Genomic DNA, 20,447 nt, shown 5'->3' on the forward strand with positions numbered 1-20,447 from the left:
AAGCTTCCTCATACTGCGAGCATGCCAAGATAACGCAAGACGCGTCTTTCCCTTCTCTGCTGTCCACTGCGAACGTTTCGTGCCCCATCGTACGAACGGTTCCCACGCAGGCACCTTGTCGCATGTCGCAAAACTTTTCGAGTCTCGGGTTCGTTAAAACTTACATCTATCCGGCATTGGCTCTGTTCCTGATTCCGGTGGCGTGCCTGTTCTTCTACGAGCATGTTCAAGGGACGTACGACGAATTCTTCCGCCAAGGCATGCGGGACGAAATCAAAGCCGATAGGACGCTCAATCCACAAGAGCGAGCCGAAGAATTGGCTCAGATCGAGAACGTCGATCTGTCGTCGCTGCTGGTCTCCAGCGAGCCGGAACTGGTCGCTTGGCGAAACGGATTGCCGGCCGATTACCTGTACATGCAGCTCTCGATCATCTGGGCGATTCGCGTTGCGTGGTTCTGTATTCTGGCGGGCGTAGGGACCTGTATCCTGATTGGAATCAGCGTCCTGCTCTCGCTTCGTTCGCAAGCGATGCAGTATTACAGCCTGCTGGCCGGATGGCATACTCTACGCCTGTTTTGCACACTGGAAGTGATCGCCCAGTCGCTGCTGGTGTTCTCGCTTTCATTCTGGATCCCGGCCTTTTTCTTCGAGATTTACATCATCAAACTGCTGGTGGTGTTTGGCGTAATGGCCCTCGCTGCGATGGGTGCCGTGGTCATGGCGATCTTCAAGAAGGTCGACGGCGACTTCGTGATCGAAGGACACAAGATCACACCCGAGATGGCCCCGCAGCTTTGGTACGACCTGGAACGGCTCAGCGCGGCGATGCAAACCGCCCCGCCGGACCATGTAATTGCGGGGATCGACGATAGCTTCTTCGTGACGCAGTGCCCCGTGAAGCTGAAGGTGAAAGATAGCGACGAACTGGAAACCTATACCGGGCGGACACTGTTCGTCAGCCTCTCCCTTCTGAAGAAACTGCCGGGGGACGAAGCAGACGCGGTGCTGCTGCACGAACTGGCACACTTCAACGGCGACGACACCCTATACACGCAAAAGATCAGCCCACTGCTGGCCAAGTATGGCCACTTCCTACAAGGTCTGCACGACGGGGGTATTTCGCTACCGGTCTTCTACTTCGCCGTGATGTTCCGCATGCTGTTTGAAGTCTCGTTGGGCAGTCTCAGCCGCCAACGCGAGTTCAGAGCCGATCGCCTGGCCGCCAGCGGCACCTCGCCGCAGTCGATGGCCCAGGCCCTGCTTCGTATCACCGCTTACTCGTACTATCGCAACGAACTGGAACAAGAGTTCTTCGACGCCGATCAGGCTCACCAACAAGTCAATTTATCGCAACGAATCGACGGCGGCTTTCTTGAGTATGCAACCGCTTTCGTCGACAAACGCGACGCCGGCGAACTGACCACCACGCATCCGTTTGATTTCCATCCCCCGCTACACGCTCGCCTGGAAGCCCTCGGCTTTTCCGCGACCCCAGATGTCATGCGACCTGCCTTGGGAGACGACTCGCTGGGGCCTTGGTTCCTGAAGATCGAGCGAGCCGACGACCTGGAACGAGAGCAATGGGAACATTACGAGGAACAATTCCGCCAGTTCCACGAGAACATCCTGGCGTATCGCTATATCCCCTCGAATGCTGAAGAACAGGAACTGGTCGAGAAGTTCTTCCCGGCAGTCGACGCCCCTGCCAATAAGAACCGCACGGTGTACTTTGACTTCGAGAAGCTCACGTTCGAGGACTGGGACCAGCCGACCTATTACCGCGAGATCGAGAGCATGACCCTTGAAAATCAGTGGGGTGCCCGCCTCGATTTGGTTGTGAAGCGTGACGGAAAGAAACGGACCATCAAGCTGCCACTGAGCGGCAAGCAAGCCGAACAGCAGCAAGCGATTCATATCCTCGAGCAATATTATGCCCGGGCCATGTCGGCCATCGCCTATCAGCAGTCGCAGGAGGAGCCTGTGAACGTCGCTGAGCCTGGCGAGACCTTCTCCTTCGATTAGGTCTCGGAGGGCGTCAGAGCGGCTCTCGGACGGTTAAGCATCGGCCATTGCTGACGATGCGACGTCTTGCTGCACCTTGAGAAAGCTCATGTGCATCTCGCAGTGCCGCAACTGGAACTGCGTCCACTCCTCGGGCGTCAGCTTACCGAAGATCGGGTGCAGTGCTCGGCGTGGGTCCTGCAAGTAGCGACCAATCGCATCTTCCAGCCTGGCGAGACCGGCATCGGTGTCGATCGGCTCTGGCACGAAGCGTTCGTTCGTTGGCAGTCCAGGTGGTAACCCTCGTTCCAGAAACTTTCGCTTCAGAAACAGCGTCGCAAACCACCGCAGCAGAAAGAAGGCACGAAAGTTGGCACCATCGATCGCCATATCAAAAGCCTTTGCCAGATGATCGAAGATCTGTCCAGGACTCCAGTTCCCCAGCGTCTCGATATGCTCGGCTTCGGCAAGCTGGCGTGCATCGGCCAAAACCTCTTGCGGCGTGCGATAGTGTACTTCGCGTCGCCCCTGGACTCCCTTCGTGTTGACTGCCATCGCCTCTGCTCCTTCTGCTTTGCTTCGATTGGCCCCGCCTTCAAGAATCGCGCTCTGCAGGAAATACTTCCGTCGGTTAGCTTACAGTTTCAGCCATGACTTAGCGAAAATCGGCGCATAAAAAAAGCGAGAGCATCGATGGATGCTCTCGCCTTCTGGTGAATCAAGCGGTTAGCCCGTGACCATTAATAATCCGGGATAACGTTGCCGTCTTGACGGTTGGCCAAGCTGACCAGAACCTGACCGGCAACGGTTTCCGAGATGAACTGGCACGAACCATCGGCCAGAACGGTCAGCACACCACCTGGGTGAGCTGCAGTCAGCGGAATCGCAGCGTTGCCTTTAGCGTTGCCCAGAACTGGCGAGCTGCCGGCGTTGACGCCCGAGTTGATGTTACCCAGGTAAGGAACCGTAGTGTTGCTGGTTGGATCGAGGTCGATGAACGTAACGTTCTGAGCAGTCGTGACCGTACCGGTACCGGTGCTGGTGAAGCCCAGACCGTTCCAAGCACCACCGACGCTGTTTGGCCCCATGCTGGTACGAATGGTGTCAACTTGCTTCACGCGATTGGCATCGTAGAAGTAGTTGCTGCATTCGCTGATCATCATGGTATTGCTGGTGCCGTCGGTTGCACTTTCCAAACCGATTGGGTTCGAACCGTCACCCTTGGCGACCACCATACCGTTGTAGTACTGGGCCTTCTTGGTCGAGTCGATGTTCTGAACCGCGGCAGCCGAGGTGCTCCACTTCTGAGCAGTACCACCGATACCGGTGTAGCTGGTCAGCTGAACATTGTTCAGGGTTTCTGGCAGTGGGCTCGATGGGCACCACAGGCCGTCAACACGCAGGGCCAGCAGTGGATCGCCGGTCTGGGTATTGTCGGTGATGAAGGTACCGTTGTTGAAACCGCTCCAATCCAACGCATCGTAAGCAGCGTTCTGTTCGACGAACGGCAGCAGACGCACGAAGAACGATGGAGCAGTGGTGTTGCCCGACCCGCTGATGTAGCACGAGTTGAAAGGCAGTTTGCTGATGTACGTGTCGTGGTAGTTGTGCATGGCCAAACCGAGCTGCTTCAGCTGGTTGTTGCACTGAATACGACGAGCGGCTTCACGAGCCTGCTGGACCGCCGGCAGAAGCAGGGCGATCAATACGCCAATAATGGCGATCACAACGAGCAGTTCCACCAGGGTAAACCCCCGGCGGGCATTCCAAGAATGAGTCACGAACGTCTCCTTCTCTGTCCCCAGAGAGATGCAAGAAAATTAGAACTAGATGTGAGTGAGCTCCCGCCGTTGAACTGATGCGAGAACCGGTAGTACGACCCCGGAGAGTTGATCTCCCCGTGCCTCTATGGCCGTGTTACCCAGCGAGGTTTGCAGAGAGATTGATGAGAAACCCTACTGCATGAAAAGCGCTGCGTATTTCTTTATACTCAACTTTCTTATCTTCACGAGTGCTAATCAGGCAACAAAAACAAACTAATTTACCTAACAGGTATCGCACCCCCTTAATGTACGAGAATCGCTCCTTGGTATTCGTCAGCAGCGTATCTACCGACTAAGGGGGCACCTTCGAAATATTTCTCAGGCAATTTATCCATTTTCTTCTGACTACACCATGAGAAAATATGACGAATAAATAGGTTCGTCACCGTTAAGATCTCCCAGCATCAATTAACGCGAGATAATCCCCCGTTGACAAAATACAGAGCTGAGGTGGATGAGCGGAAAGCTTAAACTTTGTTCTAGGCAAAACTCAATTTGCCACCTCGTTGCTGCACCATCATAAGTCATAAATCAACACGCTTTGCGACAACTACGATTCAAGGCTTTTTTCTTCCTTAATCGATTCTCGGCGCTCACAAAGCGCAACGAGTCGCGTATGAGGAGTACTCATGATTCCGCCACCAACCCAAGAGACCCATTTTACGTATTCGATCGCCATGGCAGGCTCAGCTCGATAGAGGGAGGCATAAGATCTCTGTAAAATCCAATAGCCGACAAATACCAACGCAAACGCTGGTAACACGCGGACGAAGAATGGTGTCGCGACGACGGTGGTTGTGCTGATGGCAATCAAGAAGACCGGCACCAACAGATACAACACCGCCACGCTAAACAGATCGCGGAGCTCGCCGTCGATCTGCCGTAGCGACATCGTTTCAACCGGCATCCGATATGGCTCGTCCGGCTCTGGGACATCAGGGAGGGGCTGTTGTTCTTCGATCATCTCTTACTCCGTTTTCGATGGGGTAACATTGCCATCCTATCGGCGCAAGGCGATTCAACGAAAGATGTCCCCGGCAATAGTAGGGGCAAGAAGAGAAGAGAGCGGTGCCAGATCAGGTTCGATCCAGCACCGCTCGTCAAGAAGGTGGAGGGAGAGTGACTGAGCGGGTGCTATTTGCCCTTTAGGTCAAAGTCGAAGTTGTTCGAGCCTTTTTCGACTTCCGCCGTTAGCTCGGTCACCCGGTTGTACTTCGCGGGAATGGGATCTTTGAACGCAGGACCTTGGTAGGTGTCGGACTCGACCGGGGCGACGGTCACAATCGAAACCTTGTGCGAGCCAGGTTCGGCGCCCTTGGTATCGCGAATGTAAAACAGTTCGTAGACACCGTTCTCGTCGGTCATCCCGCTGGAAGGGCGACCTGCGGCTGGTGTAAATGTGACCTTGGCATTCGCATGCGGCTTACCATCCAGCGTGACCGTACCGGTAACGCCGCCAAGCGAGCCATAGCTTTGCTGAGAACAGCCAAGCACCAGCAGCATCAGGGCGGCCGTAGCCATGGTGGCCCCGATGCTGGTCAGGGTTGGAATCTTCATTGTTCCGCCTCTCATCTGTTCAGTTCGATTCTGCGTTTGGATTAGAATTCACCCAGCACGTTGCCGTCCTGGCGATCGCCCAGGCCAGTCAGAATCGCGAAGTTCGTTGTTTCCGAAAGGAAGCGAACGCTGGCGTCCCCGAGCAGAATCATCACGCCGCCTGGGTGGGCCGAGATTGGCGGAATGTTGACGTTGTAGTTCGCGGCATTCCCGGTTCCCCCTTCTTCGCCAATGGCATAGCGAATGGTGGTTACGTTCGAGGTCCAGTTGCCTGCCCCCGCCCCGTTGGCCCACGAACGGCCGGCATGCCCCGAGCTACGACGGGCAACCTTTGTTCCGGAAGAGTTGATGAAATAGTCGCTTTGCTCGGTGACCATCATCGTGTTGCTGGTCCCATCGGTGCACGCGGCCAGATTGATCGCGTTGCTCTTGGACGAAAGCGGAACGATCATCCCGTTATAGACCGCATCGCCGTAAGAGTTGTCTTGTGGCGAGCCCGATACGACATTGGTCGTGCCACCCTTGTAATACGAACCGGTGATACCGATGTAGTTCACGACCTGCAGCGAGACGGTACCGTTGGCATTGGTCGATTGCGATTCGAGCTCTGGCAGCGGGCTCGAGGGGCAATTGAATCCTGGCACCCGCAACTGTCCCAAGATCGTCGCATTCGGGCTTGGTCCATCCTGCATCGACCAGTCGCCGGTGAATTGGAACTGATCGTACGCGGCGTTCTGCTCGACGTACGGCAACAGACGAACCAACCACGAAGGGCCACGCTGCACTGGAGTGGTGCTGACCTGCGGCACCGCGTTGTATGGCATCTTCAGGTAGGTGTCGTGATAGTTGTGAATCGCCAGACCGATTTGCTTCTGGTTGTTGGTGCACTGCATACGGCGGGCAGCTTCACGAGCCTGCTGCACGGCCGGCAGCAGCAGAGCGATCAAGACACCGATGATCGCGATGACAACCAACAACTCGACGAGCGTGAAAGCGCGTCGTGAGCGAAACTGGATGGTCATTGTGGGGAGTTCCTTAGCAAATGATGGCGGTTTGCCAACGGAGCTCGGGCCTCCGTTAGCGAGATTAACAGCCTGGGTAAATCAAATGCCGTTCCATTTCGCCACAAGTGTCTCGCAGTTCGCGAATCGATTAGAGAGAATTTACATCAACGCGCTATCATTTATCGTTAACCGCTGATTTTCAGTAGGTAGTGAGATATTCCCTTCGATAGACATTTACAATTTCACATTGTTTCTGTCTTACCACCCTCCAGCGAGAGGCCTGATGCTCTGAAACAAGGCATGGTTTTAGAACTGTTGCTTAAACAAGCGACTATCCCGTGATATTTACCCACCACTTCGACTACCATCGGACGCCCCACCAATCGGGCACTCTCATCGAACGCATGGTGGACGCAACCCCTGCCAAGGAAGTACGCGGAAGATAATCCGCCATTAAGGCCCCCCCGGGACCGGGGCCTTACGCTGGGAATACCGCAGGACGGACTAGGCTGTTCCGCCGTTCACGGGGAGGACCTGGCCTGTGATCCAGCCCCCATCGTCGCTGGCGAGAAAGAGGACGACCGGGCCCATGTCTTCCGATTTGCCAAGCCGGCCGAACGCGGACAGGCTTCGCATTCGCTCGATCTTGTCCTGGTCGTTGTTGTCCATGAATAAGTCGGTCTCGGTCGGACCTGGCGAAACCGCGTTGACGGTGATCCCACGCTTCCCCATCTCCTTGGCGAAGCTACGCGTCATCTGCTCGACCGCTCCCTTGGTGGCACAGTACGGACCGTAGGTCGGCAGCATCATGCGGACGGCGGAACTGGAAATGTTAATCACGCGGCCTCCTTCGGCCAGGCGTGTTGCCGCTTCTCGCAGAGCATAGAAGACGCCGTACGCATTGACCTGCATGACCCGGTCGAACTCTTCGTCGCTGGTTTCTTCAATCGTTTTGTAATGCACGATGCCGGCATTGTTGACCAGGATATCGACCGGCCCCCACTGCTGCTCCGCGGCATCGAACAGTTTCCGTACGTCCTCGACCTGAGAGACGTCGGCCTGAACAGCAATCGCAGCGCCGCCATCCGACTCGATCTTGGCGACCACCTCGGCTGCTGCTTGATGGTTGCTGGTGTAGTTCACAACCACCTTGGCCCCAGCCGCTGCCAATGAAGTGCAGATATTGGCACCAATCCCTCGGGATCCGCCGGTGACAATGGCGACCTTGTTTTCCAACTTGTGCATCGAGGTAACTCCAATCGAAACCATGTCTCGCAGCAAACGAGTGCCGCGTCTTGTGCCGGGGCGGCCCTGATCCTTCAGCGATCAGGGCGAAGCTGCGTTGCCAGAGAGAACTACGTATCGAGGTGCACTTCGTCCCAAGGATCGTCGCAGACCAGCCACTCCAGGGCGAGGCGTCGATTGACGATGATGTAGGGGCGAATCCGTTTTGGCTTCTTGGGAATCTCGGCCTTGTTCAGCGATTCGTAGCCGACGGCCCAGTGCAGGCAGTATGCCAGGTCGATCTTGGGCACCACTTCTTCCAGGTCTCGCAGTTGGCACTTGCTGCGGAAGGCTTCGCTGGATGCCGACGCCTTCAGGTTAGGAAACATCGAAACCATTTCGTTCGTACAGGTTTTGTCGAACTCCAACTCGTCCTGAAGACCAGCGATCCAGGTCATCGCCCAGATCGTTTCGACGTGCGTCTTATACTTCTCGCCGGCGTCGGGATCTTTCTCGCGGAGATATAGCGATTCGCCGGTGGTGACTTTCTCGAGCAGGCCTTCCTGAGCCAGCCAGGCCCAGCCCATCTTCTTTGGCAGCCCATACGAACAAGCCACGCATGTGTAGAGACACAGCATCCGATCGACGAACTCTTCCAGCGAGCGTTCGATCTTGATGTCGCCCAACAGCGGCAAATGCGAATTGACCGGATACCCCAGCCGCTTCGCCTTCGACAGACTCTTCTGCCGGATGGCCTCGTTATCCATGAATACTCCATTTTTGATAAAGAAAGATCGCCAACATGCTACCAGGGACCGCGATTGGTGGCTACGAGCGTTTCTAACCTGCCAGCTCGCTTTTCCCATGGGCTTTTTAAGTGATACTGCCAGCCAGGCCCCCCTGGGAGAAGCCCTTCTAAACTTTCCACTTGACGCAACATAGACAGACCTGTATATTTTTAACATGCAAGACACCAAACCCAAGTCGAAAGCCCGCGAGCGAATCGTCGACACGGCACTCCGTTTGTTCTATTCCGATGGAATCAATTCCGTCGGAATAGATCGCATCATTGCGGAAGCGGATGTGGCGAAGATGACGCTGTACAACCACTTCAAGTCGAAGGACGACTTGATCCTGGCCGTTTTGCAGCGACGCGACGCGATCTTCTTTCAGTTCTTTGACGAACAGATCGAAAAAGGTGCCTCGAAAAAGGGTGGCCGGCTGGGCGGTTTTTTCACCGCCTTGAAGAAGTGGTTCTCGGCTCCTGAATTCCGAGGCTGCATGTTCATCAACACGGCGGCCGAAATCGCCGACTGCAACCATCCGGCGTTTCAGTACTCCGTGGACCATAAGAAGCGTTTCAACGACTTGCTGGCCGATGCCATCAAAGCTTCCGCCCCGGATGCTCCGGCTCAGGTTGTGCCGGCGATCGAGTTGATCGTGGAAGGTTCGATTGTGACCGCCGTGATGCAGCACAGTCCGAAACCTGCCGATCAGGCGCGTAAGGCAACCCGGCAACTGCTGGGGGAGACCTGGCTCGACGAGTAATCGACTACTCTTTTTTTGGCCACATCCATACAGACCGTCCTACCTATCCTGATTTGCAATTACCAATAAGGAGAAACTCGATGACCACACCGACATCGATCCGGCCCCCCTTCACCGAGGCGACCGCCTTGGCGAAAGTTCGGGCCGCGGAAGATGCCTGGAACTCTCGCAACCCAGAGCGGGTCTCGCTGGCCTACTCAATCGATTCCCAGTGGCGAAACCGAGATCGGTTCGTCACCGGCCGCGACGAGATCCAGGCCTTTCTTGCCGACAAATGGGAACGTGAGCTGGACTATCGCCTGGTGAAGAACCTCTGGTCGTTCACCGACAACCGGATCGCGGTTCGCTTTCAATACGAATACCACAACGCCGACGGCCAGTGGTTCCGTGCCTATGGCAACGAGCTATGGGAATTCGATGCCGACGGTCTCATGCGACGCCGGGAAGCAAGCATCAATGATTATGCGATCACCGCCGACCAGCGGCGACTGGATTGGCCGGAAGACGCTCCGCGGCCTGCCGATCACCCTGGCATCCCGGAAGTATTTTAGTTTCGCTGTAACCACCTTCTTTTTTTGGCATCACACAATACAGACCTGTCTGTTTTATTTGCCACCTGTTTTTTCACAAGGAAATGGATCATGCCACGCCTACAACCTATCGCCCCTGCCAACGCCACCGATAAGACCAGCCAGCTTTACGATCAAGTGAAGCGTGCCCTCGGCAAGGTGCCCAACATGATGCAAACGCTCGGCCATTCGCCCGCGGCACTGGAAGGCTACTTGAGCCTCAGCCAATCGCTGGGACATGGCGTGCTGTCGGCCCAAGACCGCGAACGTGTCGCCTTGGCCTCGGCTCAGCAGAACGATTGCGGTTACTGCCTGGCAGCCCACTCGATGCTGGGGAAGATGGTTGGTCTTTCGGCAGAGGAAGTCGTCGAGGCTCGCAAAGGTGAGTCAGACGATCCGCAGGCCGATGCCCTGCTCCGCTTCACGCAAAGCATCCTCCGATCGCAGGGACACGTTGAAGACGCCGAGTTGGCGAAATTCCGGGAAGCTGGTTATGACGATGCCGCCGTCGCCGAAGTGGTCGCCCATGTCGCCCTCAATGTGCTGACCAACTACTTCAATAGCGTCGCGGAGACGGAAGTCGACTTCCCGCAAGTCGATGCAGTCCCGGCGTAATGCGTTGGTGTGATCTTCTCTGCGTGGGTGCACGTTGGGCTTGCCTGCCCGCGAGGCATCCACGCAGGGAATCACGCGCGTTACGACTTCTGCCCGGTAAAGATCAAATGGAGTCCCAGGCCGACGAATAGTCCACCGGTGACGCGATCGATCCAGCGTCCAGTCGCCTGCCGGCCGCGTAACCAACTGCCAACGACCCCGCAGTAATAGCCCAACAGCGAATAACTGAGCGTCGTCCACAGCCAGAACACCACGCCCAGCACCAAAAGCTGCGACCAGGCTGGTTGCTGCGGATTGATGAACTGGGGCAGGAACGCCAGAAAGAAGAGTCCGACCTTGGGGTTAAGGGCATTGCACAGAAAACCACGCATCGCGGCTGGCCAGAATCCTTGTCGCGTAGTGCGTTTCTCAACAGCGACTTCTTCGCTTTCCTCCCCGATCGAACCAGGCTTGAGCAAGGCTTTCGTTCCGAGATAGATCAGGTACGATGCCCCTGCGTAAATGATCCCACGAAACGCCCACGGCGAAGTGGCGACGATCGCCGAAATGCCAACAACCGCCAGCAGTGTATGAAAGAGTGTTCCCAGGCCAACGCCGAATGCGAACCCCATGCCGGCCTGACGTCCGCGGGCGATGCCATAGCTGAGAATCCCCAGCATATCTGGCCCTGGCGTAATACTGATGACGAGCATGGCCAGGAAAAAGTAAGGCAGTGATTCGATGGGCGGCATGACAATGAATTCCTGAATGAAGCCCTCTGGCGAAGTCCCCATGGAGCGTGAACACGACGCCCCCAGAATAACGCAGAACGATCGATTTGACACCGACGGAGCGGCCGCGGCTTAATGCGGGCATAAAAAAAGCCGGGCAGACTTCTGGTTGTGAAATCTGCCCGGCGATTTATATGGGAACTCGACCTGATTCGGTCGTGTTATTTTCCGCAAGTACGCATGGCCTGGAAGCCAGCATTGGTCAGGCTGTAAGCCCCTTTGAACGTTTCAGGTACCAAGTATTCCCGCTTGACCAGCTTGGAAAGAGAATTCTTGTGAGTCGCGAGCATGGGACCTGTGAAGCAGAGCATTCGGCCTGGATCCATCAAGTATTGGCGGAATGTTCTCAGGACTTTCTTTTCGCCTTCGGTCAGCATGGGAAGCTCCTATGATAAGGATTCGAAGAGCTCAGCCTCCTGCTATAAAATTGGCGACTCCGTCCATAAAGTCGGGTGCCGTCTGCTCGAAATCACCACACATCATGCGACTGATCGAACAGCAAGGAATCCAGAGAGATAGCCCCTGGAGGCTCCTTGCCCCAGGTAATCCATCGCCATTTTTTCCACAGCATCGACTATCGTACCATTATTCACACCCAATTACTAGTACCTCATAGTTGGGGATTTTCCGGCCTGGCGCTTTCTCGTACATCGAAAATAGCGGGAACACCCGAGGTTTTCGAGCGTTGCCTGACGGAATCTCGCCCCTTCTTATTTCGAGATAATGGGCAATCCAGGGCCTCCGAAGATGCTCAAGGAACACAATGGGGGCTTTAACGCGACTATCCGTTGGCGGTGGCAACGGATCCGCGGAGAGATGAACCCAGCTCTGGCATACCCCTGAGCCGGCCAGGCTACTTTAACTTCTCGTTTTGCTGGTGCCGGGTCGCATCGCGTTTGTTCTTCTTGTCCAGATTTCGGCGGAGCGCTTCGGTCAGATCGACTCCGGTTTGATTGGCCAGGCAGATCACCACAAACAAGACATCTGCCAGTTCGTCTGACAGCTCGACCTTCTCGTCGGAAGGCTTGAAGCTTTGCTCGCCGTAGGTTCGCGAGATGATCCGCGCGACCTCGCCCACTTCTTCGACCAACTGGGCCAGGTTCGTCAGTTCCGAGAAGTAACGAACACCGATGGTCTGAATCCACTGGTCGACATCAGCTTGAGCCTGGCGAAGCGTTAGCGGCGAATCATTCTCGGTCACGAAGAAGCCCATTGGCTGAAGGTTTGTTGTGCGTAACGGCGGCCCAACGTGTGGGCCTCGACGGCAGACATCGTCTGCGGAGACTTTCCCTCCACCGCTTGTTCTAACACCAGCAGCGGAGGCGATTCCAGCCCTGCCAACAGTTCGGCCAATTTGCTGTAGTCGATGTCGCCAGCGGCAAACGATTCCGACCAGACGCCACCGTGCGATTGCCTCAGATGCAGTTCGATCACGCGCGAGGCATACAGCCGAGCCACATCGAACACCGCGACCTCCGAGTCGCCACAGCCTCGAAAGATCCAATGCGCATCCAGGCAGAACTTCACATGGTCGGGATTGGTCGAGGCCAACATATGATGCAGTTCGCGGGCACCGCTGCGTAGCTCCGCATCGTGATTATGGTAGGCGAGCTGTTGACCGTTTTCCCTCAAAGCGGCGCCCAGCCTGTCGAGGGCGTCGGCCTGGGTTCGTAGTTGCAGATCTGATTTATCGTCTTTCCCGCCCCAAGCCAACGGATTGGGATTGGTCACGACGATTCGCGTTCCGCAGGCTTCCTTGGCAGCGGCCGCGATTGCCAGGACCGCATCGATTGAGCGTTTCGCTTCGTCCGCTGCATGGAGCGAACTGTTGACGTAGATTGAAGGGACTTCCAGGCCGATTGCCTTCGCCTGGGTCGCCACCGCTTGGATATGCTCGGGCGAAGCGGCGATCGGCTCGAAAGCGAAGAGGCCGCACGATTTCACTTCGGCAAGCATCGCCGAAAGATCGCGTACATCTTTGCCAGAGCGGCCGTAGAACGTTCCCCACGGATACTGCTGCGTGGCGATCGGTACGCCGGCAGATTCGGCTGCGTGAACGACGTTTGCGAGGTCAAGAAACGAAGAACAAGCTGCCGCAGCGACAGCTTGTTTCAAGATGGTTCGACGACTGAGCATGGTTTTCTCAGCGGGTTTAGGAGGGCAGCGGTCGATCGTTACGGGACCAAACCACCAGGCACGCCCTTCACCACGATCGCCACGGCATCGTGCGGATGCAGGCTCTCGAAGTGGCTGGCTTGAATGCGATAGTCAACAACGCCTGGCATTGGGTCGATGGCCGACTTCATACGTCGCGCGGCATCTTCGCAGAACATCAGGTTCTCGCCATTCAAGCGAGCGAACTCTTGTTCGTCGGCTCGTTTGACCGCAGCTTGAACGGCCGTGTTCAGCACGCCTTCGGTTCGCTTGATGATTTCGTCGAACGGCAAACCATCGCGCGAGCCATCCAGGTCAACCGTGATGTCGGCATGGCTACGTTGGCTGTGCGGAACCGCGATTAGCGTGTTGTTCGATCCGAGCCAGTTCAGCACGGTCGAGGCACTCAGCCAGTTGTGACCATCGAACTGTTCTTCAAACTGCTGCTGTAGCAGCTGCCGCGACAAGGCTGCCGAGCATGGGCAAGCGCTTGAGTAGGTCAAGCGAACGTGAATGCGATACTTGACCTCGGTCCCCTTCTTCAAGGCTTCGACTTGAATTGGGTAGCTTCGCCAGGCGCGGTTGTCCGACAGCAGCGAGGCCCGCTGGATCATATGCTCGAACGAGAACTTCAGGTAAGCCGAATGGCTCATCTCGGCATGGGTTTCCAGGAACCGGCCCAGGATACGTTCGATCTGCTTCCGCGAGAACTCGGTGTGCAGTTCGTTCTGCAGACTCAAGTACAACCGCGACATGTGAATGCCCTTGGTCGCCGGATCGTCGAGACTGACGTAGGCGTCGACCTTGGCCGGCGTACGCATCAGCACGCCATCCTCGCCCTTCAACAAGATGGCGACTTCGATTCCGGACATGCCGACACGATCGATGGTCGTTTGGAACTGCGGAGCCGTATCGTTGGCAACATCCGGGAGCAACCGTGGCGAGGTATCCATCGTCAAGGGGCGAGTAACTTCAGACACCACGGAGGGATCCGAAGCGGCTTGCGTGGAAGAAGCAGGCTGAGAGGACATGAAGATTTCCTTGACGGAGTGAATCGTGCGGTCGTTATTTGCCAGGATCAAGACCGGCATAATCGCGGTGGGGCAACCGCATTTCTAGACAATGTATCGGCGACCTATCAGGCCAGAAACGAACCATTCAGGGCATTTATCATACTGCAATCAAGTCGCCACGTCTTGAGATGCCAGCCGACGTAACTCGTTACAGCGACCTGGATACTGCCCACCGAGGCATAAACTGAGTACACTAAGGACTATCCTGCCTCCCGAAGATAATTGTTGCCCACGGACCGTCCGGGCTCAACAATTCTTATCGCGACTGGCCTGTCGATGTGACGATAACTCATTGACAGATAATCGTTTCCTGTCGGCTGCAAAAGTCAATCGACACCCCTGATTTGCCCTGGGAAGACCGCCAATATGACTGCCATGGGTCCATTTGGAGACTATCCGCACACTCGGCCACGTCGCAATCGTCAGACCGATTGGTCGCGACGTATGGTTCGCGAAAACAGGCTGACGGTGGATGATCTAATCTGGCCGATCTTCGTACAGCCTGGCAAATCACAGCGAACAGCTATCCCTTCTCTGCCCGGGGTCGACCGTCTGACGATCGATCTGGCGGTGGAAGAAGCCCAGCGAGCTGAGTCGCTCGGCATCCCGGTTCTGGCCTTGTTTCCGGCGACACCTTCGGAACTGAAGACGCCTGATTGCGAAGAAGCGGTCAACCCAGAGAACCTCGTCTGCGAAGCGGTCCGAGCCATCAAAAAGCTGGGGCTGAACCTCGGCATTCTGTGCGATGTCGCTTTGGACCCTTACTCGAGCCATGGTCAGGACGGCCTCGTTCGTGATGGGTACGTGGTGAACGACGAGACGGTCGAGATGCTTTGTCGGCAATCGCTCGTCCAAGCCCAGGCCGGCTGCGACATCATCGCTCCGAGCGACATGATGGATGGCCGCATTGGCGAGATCCGCAAGGCGCTCGATCACAAGGGTTACCAGCACGTTCAAATCATGTCGTATGCGGCCAAGTACGCGTCGGCGTTTTATGGACCGTTCCGCGATGCGGTCGGTTCGTCCGGCAACCTGGGTGGCGGCGACAAGAAGACTTACCAGATGGATCCGGCCAACACCGATGAAGCGATTCGCGAAGTCGCCCTCGATATTCAAGAAGGGGCCGACATGGTGATGGTGAAGCCAGGCATGCCTTACCTCGACATCGTGCGCCGCGTGAAGGAAACCTTCCACCAGCCGACCTACGTGTATCAGGTCTCTGGCGAGTACGCGATGTTGCACGCCGCGGCAGGCAATGGCTGGCTCGATCTGAACAAGGTGATGCTCGAAAGCCTGACCGCTTTCAAACGAGCCGGCGCCGATGGAATTTTGACCTACTTCGCCCCAGTGGCGGCCGAAATGCTGAAGAGCGGTTAGCATTCAGGCACTGCGGAACGAAGGCCCACCAACGAACGATTTCACAGCATCCTACGGGAACTTACGGTCGAGGCGGCAACATCTTGCCTCAGCCCTGACTTAGACTTACGCTAAAAGAGGAGCCTTAACGCTATTTCGAGCGGTAAGATTCTCTCCATTTGACAATCAGGTCGAACGCTATGTCCTATACACCAATTCAATTGCTCGAGAATTGGATTCTCCGCCAGGCATCTGACGCCGGCCAAGAGTGGCTTGATGCCCAGCGCCAAGCGGTCGCTCAAGGCGACATGAAGGCGTTGTACATGGGCTTTGGCTTTGCTCCGCGTAAGGTCGGCAAGGCAGATCTTCAGCTTACCGAACGCGATCTCAACGATGCCGCCGAAGCCCGCGAAGGTTGGATGCCACATACGTGGACGATTGATCAAGCGGCTCGTGTTCTTCTACTGACCTCGTTGCCATCGGAAGACGACGCGGCCTACTTCGCCACGATCGAAAAGCTATTTCAGACCGCCGAGATCCGCGAGCAAATCTGCTTGTATCAAGCGTTGCAATTGCTGCCGCATCAAGAGTTGTTCGACGATCGCCTGGCGGAAGGAATTCGCACGAATATTAAAAGCGTGTTCGAGTCGATCGCCCACAACAACCCGTTGCCGATGGAACTGATGCAGGAGCCGGCCTGGAACCAGATGGTGCTCAAGGCACTTTTCATCGGTGCGGCACTCGATCCGATCGAAGGGCTCGATCGCCGAGTGAATCCAGAACTGGCGCGCATGCTGATCGACTTCGCGCATGAACGCCGCGCCGCCAAGCGTCCGATCCCGGTCGAACTGTGGCGTGTCGCTGCTCCGTTCGCGGACGAGATCGCTCTGGAAGACATGCGAGCATTGTATGCTTCAGGCGAACAGCTCGAGCAGTCGGCGATCGCGCTCGCCCTGGTATCGAGTGCTTCTGATGAAGCGGATGTTATTCTGAAAACCCACCCTGAAATCGCGGCTCGTGCGGAACGGGGGGAAATTACCTGGCGCACAATTGCCGAAGAAGCTTATTAGTCGGTCGCGACCTTCATTCCCCAAGCCAGCTTCCAATGAAGCCACCAACCGAATCGAAACCAACCATGAAATTCATCGACCCGCACATTCACGTCACCTCGCGAACCACCGACGACTACGAAGCGATGGCAGCAGCCGGCGTGGCGGCCATCATCGAGCCCGCCTTCTGGTTGGGCCAGCCCCGTACCAATGTCGGTTCGTTTCAAGACTATTTCAGCAGCCTGGTTGGGTTCGAGAAGTTTCGCGCGGCTCAGTTCGGTATTCGCCACTACTGCACGATCGGCCTCAATTCCAAGGAAGCCAACAACGAGGCCCTAGCCGAACAGGTCATGGAAATCATGCCCCTCTTCCTGGCGAAAGAGAACGTGGTTGCCGTGGGTGAAATCGGCTTCGACGACATGACAGCGCTCGAAGAGAAGTACCTTCGCTTGCAGCTGGAAATGGCCAAGGAAGTGAACCTTCCGGTCCTGATCCATACGCCCCATCGCAACAAGAAGCAGGGAACGTATCGGAGCATGGACATCATTGAAGAACATGAAATCCCGCCCCATCTGGTGGTGATCGACCACAACAACGAAGAGACCTGCGAAGAGGTCCTGCGGCGAGGGTACTGGGCCGCATTCACCATCTATCCCAAGACCAAAATGGGGAACGAACGGATGGTGGAAGTAGTCAAGAAGTATGGACCTGAACGAATCATAGTCGACTCCTCCGCCGACTGGGGTGTTTCCGACCCTTTGGCCGTTCCCAAAACGGGAAATTTGATGCTAGAGCGGGGTGTTCCCCAGGAGCACGTTGAGTTAACCTGTTACAAGAACGCCCTGGCCGCCTACAGCCAGAGCGGTCAGTTCGAGGAATCGGATTGGCTCGACCCGGAACCCATTGATCAACGTACGCTGTTCGAGGGTAATAGCGTGCTCCGGGGCGGTCAGGCTCCTCGAGTCGATGATAAGCAAGAAGACGATCGTATCATTCAATAAGCTCATACGTCTTTGTGCTCATCCATAACCCTCTCGCTTCCCTCGGGAAGTCAGGACAGAGAACGCTAGGCACCACCAAAGAAGAATTGGCAACGCGTCGGAACCGCGTTGACTGTTCGTATCCAGAGGCACCCAGCACATGCCTTGGGTCCGCTACCGTTGCGGACTGAAACCTGGACCAGCTTTTTTACGGTGCAATATGAGCTTTCATCGAAACGGTGCTAGCGACAAGTTGTCGCGGCGCCAGCTTCACCTCCAGTCCTTTGACGAGGTACTGTCGGAGGCTCGAAGCCTTTCCCGTGTCGGCTATCATCGCGTAGCCAAATGGTCGCTAGGGCAAATTTGCGATCATGTTTCTCGATTCATGGATGCGTCGATTGACGGGTTTCCGCCATCGCCGTTCTATGTCGCTTTGATTCGTCCATTCGCACGGATGACCCATCTGGGTAAGATCCTGCGGAACGAACATCTGCCGGCCAAGATGCCTACGCTTAGCGTGTTCATGCCAGGCGAGTGGGCCGAAGACGAGAAGGCGCTTCCACAACTGGAAGCTGCCATTGCTCGCATCCAGGATCCGAACGTTCAGTTCGTTCTTTCGCCGCTGTTTGGCAAACTGACGCCAGAAGAGTGGCGGAAGGTTCACCTGTGGCATTGCCAGCATCACCTGGAATACCTCATTCCAGCGGCTCGCGACGTCTCGTCCTAGAGGCCTTTCCAGTCGTTCCAGGTCGCCTGACTGCCGGTCGCTGCCTGGGCTCAACGCAATATCGCAAGCATGGCTACGCGCTTCGTTAGGGCGAGCCATCTTGCGGTCGTGTGCCGGCGTGAAAACGCCTTCTGAAACGTGGCACCGCTTGCCATGAGACATCGCTCGTCGTATCCTGCGCGACAAACCTCTCGTCGCTTATCCAGGAAGGCCCCTCATGTCGCAAGAGTTGGAATCCCCCGCACCCGCCTGGCGCCCGCTCAACAAAGTTCAGCGCCGCGTACTGGGTGTGCTGATCGAGAAAGCCAAGACGACACCAGACGCTTATCCCATGTCGCTGAACGGTCTGACGACCGGATGCAATCAAAAGAGCAATCGCGATCCCCAGATGAACCTCGAAGGCTGGGAAGTCGAAGAAGCGATCGACCAACTGCGCGAGATGGGCGCCGTTGCCGAAGTGCATGGCGATGGTCGCGTCGTTAAGTTTCGTCATTACGGCAAAGACTGGCTCGGCTGCGAAGGGAACGAGCTCGCCATCATGGCCGAGCTTCTGCTGCGCGGGCCTCAGACCGTTGGCGAACTCCGCGGACGTGCGGCCCGGATGGGCAAGATCCCGGACATGGGCTCGCTGCAACCACTGCTCGACGAACTACAGCAAAAGAAGCTGGTCGTGCCGCTCACTCCGCGTGGACGTGGCCAGGTTGTCACGCATGGCCTGTTCAACGAGAAGGAACTGAACGAGCAGCGACAACAAATGGGCGACGGTCGCCCAGTCGCCATGGAAGAGACAGCTCCGCCGGAATCGCCTTCAGCTCCAGCCCCTGCGGCTCAACCGGTTGCTGCTTCCATGCCGGCACCATCCGCCCCCGCCTCTCCTGCCCCGGCTTCGAGTGCGGCTGACTCCCAAGAGATCGCCGCGTTACGGGCAGAAGTCGCGGAACTGAAAGCCGAACTGGAACGCGTGAAGAAAGATGTCGAGGACCTCTGGTCGAGCATCACCTGAGTTCGCTTCCGCATCGTATCTAAGAAACCCAAAAGACCGCTGTCGCATCGCTCGACGGCGGTCTTTTTTTGTGCGATTTCATCGCGGTGACCAAAGGGGTGCGCGTTGTGCTTCGGCCTGCCTGTGTACCCACATCTTGGGTCTGGTTTTGCTTGTCATCACTACTGATATTTTGTACAGTATCGCTTATCTGATTTAGACAACCTCGTCAGCCTGGGCGCTGCCGGCTGTGATCGCCGTCCGATCGCATCTTTGTACCTGACTTGCTCGCGAATCGCTCGATTTGAATCGACGCGGCGAGCCCTCTTTCAGGATGTTGTTTCGCACCAGTTTTATCTTGCACGTTGGGGCAGACGGGAAGTCGTGCGCGCCGACGTGACGTTTGAAAATCATTCACCTTTGTGGAGCCAGGGAAATCATGTCGCGACGAATCCGCAATTCTCGCAACCGGCTGCAATCGCATCAGATCGCTGAAGTTCATCGCCTTCGCGCCGCCGGACACACGCACATGGAAATCAAACGCCAGACAGGCATCTCGCGGACGACGATTCATTTGATTTTGCATGGTCAGCATTCGTCGTCGCATGCTCAAGAAAACAACGAGCCGATCGACGATTCGACGCCATTTTTCGATGGCCCGATCGAACGCTGCCCGCGTTGTGGTCGCCGCGTTCACATGCCTTGCATGCCGTGTCGCATCAGCAGCATGGTCGACTCAGGCCAGCTCGAACGCTCTGAAACCGACGACCGCGATCGTCGCCAGCGCGGCCAATGGTAGTGGCCAGGCATTGCTCACAAACCCAGCGTAAGTGGCAAATTCAGCCGACGAGATTAACACCATTTGAAGGTGCGTTTTAGATTTGACGAATCAGGCCTCGTGATTGCCTGAGCGGATTGAACTCCGCCTCGCCCTGATGACAATAGATCTCGCTGTGAAGCGTTCCACTGGGGTCGGCATTCAACATTTTGATGCCGGCCCTGGTTTATTTCGA

At 56.3% G+C, this 20,447-nt stretch carries 22 protein-coding genes; 10 read left to right on the top strand and 12 right to left on the bottom strand.

Annotated features, from left to right (window positions below; genetic code table 11):
- The first annotated feature begins 122 nt into the window (after positions 1–122).
- Complete coding sequence (locus ABD890_RS09245; protein WP_345088107.1) at positions 123–2,024, top strand: M48 family metallopeptidase; 1,902 nt, start codon at positions 123–125, stop codon at positions 2,022–2,024.
- Positions 2,025–2,057: 33 nt separating this feature from the next.
- Here ABD890_RS09245 and ABD890_RS09250 read toward each other — a convergent pair whose 3' ends face one another.
- From ABD890_RS09250 to ABD890_RS09280, 7 genes are all read right to left on the bottom strand, one after another.
- The gene (locus tag ABD890_RS09250; RefSeq protein ID WP_345088109.1) at positions 2,058–2,558 is read right to left on the bottom strand and encodes a DUF1569 domain-containing protein; all 501 of its coding nucleotides are present in this window, start codon (positions 2,556–2,558) and stop codon (positions 2,058–2,060) included.
- Positions 2,559–2,743: 185 nt separating this feature from the next.
- Positions 2,744–3,784 (bottom strand): DUF1559 family PulG-like putative transporter, encoded by a 1,041-nt coding sequence (locus ABD890_RS09255; RefSeq protein WP_345088111.1) that lies wholly within the window; start codon positions 3,782–3,784, stop codon positions 2,744–2,746.
- A gap of 592 nt (positions 3,785–4,376) precedes the next feature.
- Complete coding sequence (locus ABD890_RS09260) at positions 4,377–4,790, bottom strand: hypothetical protein (RefSeq protein ID WP_345088112.1); 414 nt, start codon at positions 4,788–4,790, stop codon at positions 4,377–4,379.
- Positions 4,791–4,960: 170 nt separating this feature from the next.
- The gene (locus ABD890_RS09265; RefSeq protein WP_345088114.1) at positions 4,961–5,383 is read right to left on the bottom strand and encodes a transthyretin-like family protein; all 423 of its coding nucleotides are present in this window, start codon (positions 5,381–5,383) and stop codon (positions 4,961–4,963) included.
- A 41-nt stretch (positions 5,384–5,424) separates the two neighbouring features.
- On the bottom strand, positions 5,425–6,405 hold the full coding sequence (locus ABD890_RS09270) for a DUF1559 family PulG-like putative transporter (RefSeq protein WP_345088116.1): 981 nt from the start codon (positions 6,403–6,405) through the stop codon (positions 5,425–5,427).
- Between the two features lie 486 nt (positions 6,406–6,891).
- Positions 6,892–7,632: an SDR family oxidoreductase gene (locus ABD890_RS09275; RefSeq protein ID WP_345088118.1), complete on the bottom strand. Its 741-nt coding sequence runs from the start codon at positions 7,630–7,632 to the stop codon at positions 6,892–6,894.
- A 110-nt stretch (positions 7,633–7,742) separates the two neighbouring features.
- A complete protein-coding gene (locus ABD890_RS09280; RefSeq protein WP_345088121.1) occupies positions 7,743–8,378 on the bottom strand; it encodes a DUF4272 domain-containing protein in 636 nt (211 codons plus the stop codon).
- A gap of 196 nt (positions 8,379–8,574) precedes the next feature.
- Here ABD890_RS09280 and ABD890_RS09285 point away from each other — a divergent pair, with 196 nt between their 5' ends.
- From ABD890_RS09285 to ABD890_RS09295, 3 genes are all read left to right on the top strand, one after another.
- Positions 8,575–9,159 carry a TetR/AcrR family transcriptional regulator gene (locus ABD890_RS09285; RefSeq protein WP_345088123.1) on the top strand — a complete coding sequence of 195 codons (585 nt, stop codon included), beginning with the start codon at positions 8,575–8,577 and terminating at the stop codon, positions 9,157–9,159.
- Positions 9,160–9,239: 80 nt separating this feature from the next.
- On the top strand, positions 9,240–9,710 hold the full coding sequence (locus ABD890_RS09290) for a nuclear transport factor 2 family protein (RefSeq protein ID WP_345088125.1): 471 nt from the start codon (positions 9,240–9,242) through the stop codon (positions 9,708–9,710).
- 90 nt (positions 9,711–9,800) lie between these two features.
- Positions 9,801–10,343, top strand: a complete 543-nt coding sequence (locus ABD890_RS09295) for a carboxymuconolactone decarboxylase family protein (protein ID WP_345088127.1) — start codon at positions 9,801–9,803, stop codon at positions 10,341–10,343.
- Between the two features lie 80 nt (positions 10,344–10,423).
- Here ABD890_RS09295 and ABD890_RS09300 read toward each other — a convergent pair whose 3' ends face one another.
- The 5 genes from ABD890_RS09300 to folE2 all read right to left on the bottom strand — a co-directional run bounded on the left by ABD890_RS09300 (position 10,424) and on the right by folE2 (position 14,298).
- Positions 10,424–11,074, bottom strand: coding sequence for a LysE family translocator (locus tag ABD890_RS09300; RefSeq protein ID WP_345088130.1), 651 nt, complete (start codon positions 11,072–11,074; stop codon positions 10,424–10,426).
- Positions 11,075–11,274: 200 nt separating this feature from the next.
- Positions 11,275–11,490 (bottom strand): hypothetical protein, encoded by a 216-nt coding sequence (locus ABD890_RS09305; RefSeq protein WP_345088132.1) that lies wholly within the window; start codon positions 11,488–11,490, stop codon positions 11,275–11,277.
- A 476-nt stretch (positions 11,491–11,966) separates the two neighbouring features.
- The gene (locus ABD890_RS09310; RefSeq protein ID WP_345088134.1) at positions 11,967–12,314 is read right to left on the bottom strand and encodes a nucleotide pyrophosphohydrolase; all 348 of its coding nucleotides are present in this window, start codon (positions 12,312–12,314) and stop codon (positions 11,967–11,969) included.
- Positions 12,311–13,249 carry a sugar phosphate isomerase/epimerase family protein gene (locus ABD890_RS09315; protein ID WP_345088136.1) on the bottom strand — a complete coding sequence of 313 codons (939 nt, stop codon included), beginning with the start codon at positions 13,247–13,249 and terminating at the stop codon, positions 12,311–12,313. Before ABD890_RS09315 ends, ABD890_RS09310 begins: the two co-directional genes overlap by 4 nt.
- A gap of 38 nt (positions 13,250–13,287) precedes the next feature.
- Positions 13,288–14,298 (bottom strand): GTP cyclohydrolase FolE2, encoded by a 1,011-nt coding sequence (folE2, locus tag ABD890_RS09320; protein ID WP_345088138.1) that lies wholly within the window; start codon positions 14,296–14,298, stop codon positions 13,288–13,290.
- 408 nt (positions 14,299–14,706) lie between these two features.
- Here folE2 and hemB point away from each other — a divergent pair, with 408 nt between their 5' ends.
- The 6 genes from hemB to ABD890_RS09350 all read left to right on the top strand — a co-directional run bounded on the left by hemB (position 14,707) and on the right by ABD890_RS09350 (position 20,233).
- Positions 14,707–15,717: a porphobilinogen synthase gene (hemB, locus tag ABD890_RS09325; RefSeq protein WP_345088140.1), complete on the top strand. Its 1,011-nt coding sequence runs from the start codon at positions 14,707–14,709 to the stop codon at positions 15,715–15,717.
- A 179-nt stretch (positions 15,718–15,896) separates the two neighbouring features.
- Entirely contained in the window at positions 15,897–16,766 is an 870-nt protein-coding gene (locus tag ABD890_RS09330) for an EboA domain-containing protein (protein WP_345088141.1), read from the top strand.
- 65 nt (positions 16,767–16,831) lie between these two features.
- A complete protein-coding gene (locus ABD890_RS09335) occupies positions 16,832–17,746 on the top strand; it encodes a TatD family hydrolase (protein ID WP_345088144.1) in 915 nt (304 codons plus the stop codon).
- 199 nt (positions 17,747–17,945) lie between these two features.
- Positions 17,946–18,452 (top strand): DUF1569 domain-containing protein, encoded by a 507-nt coding sequence (locus ABD890_RS09340; protein ID WP_345088146.1) that lies wholly within the window; start codon positions 17,946–17,948, stop codon positions 18,450–18,452.
- Between the two features lie 217 nt (positions 18,453–18,669).
- Entirely contained in the window at positions 18,670–19,455 is a 786-nt protein-coding gene (locus ABD890_RS09345) for a YceH family protein (RefSeq protein WP_345088148.1), read from the top strand.
- A 418-nt stretch (positions 19,456–19,873) separates the two neighbouring features.
- A complete protein-coding gene (locus ABD890_RS09350) occupies positions 19,874–20,233 on the top strand; it encodes a helix-turn-helix domain-containing protein (RefSeq protein WP_345088150.1) in 360 nt (119 codons plus the stop codon).
- Positions 20,234–20,447: the final 214 nt, after the last annotated feature.

This window comes from Bremerella cremea, from assembly GCF_039541315.1.
In the GTDB taxonomy this organism is placed as follows: domain Bacteria; phylum Planctomycetota; class Planctomycetia; order Pirellulales; family Pirellulaceae; genus Bremerella; species Bremerella cremea.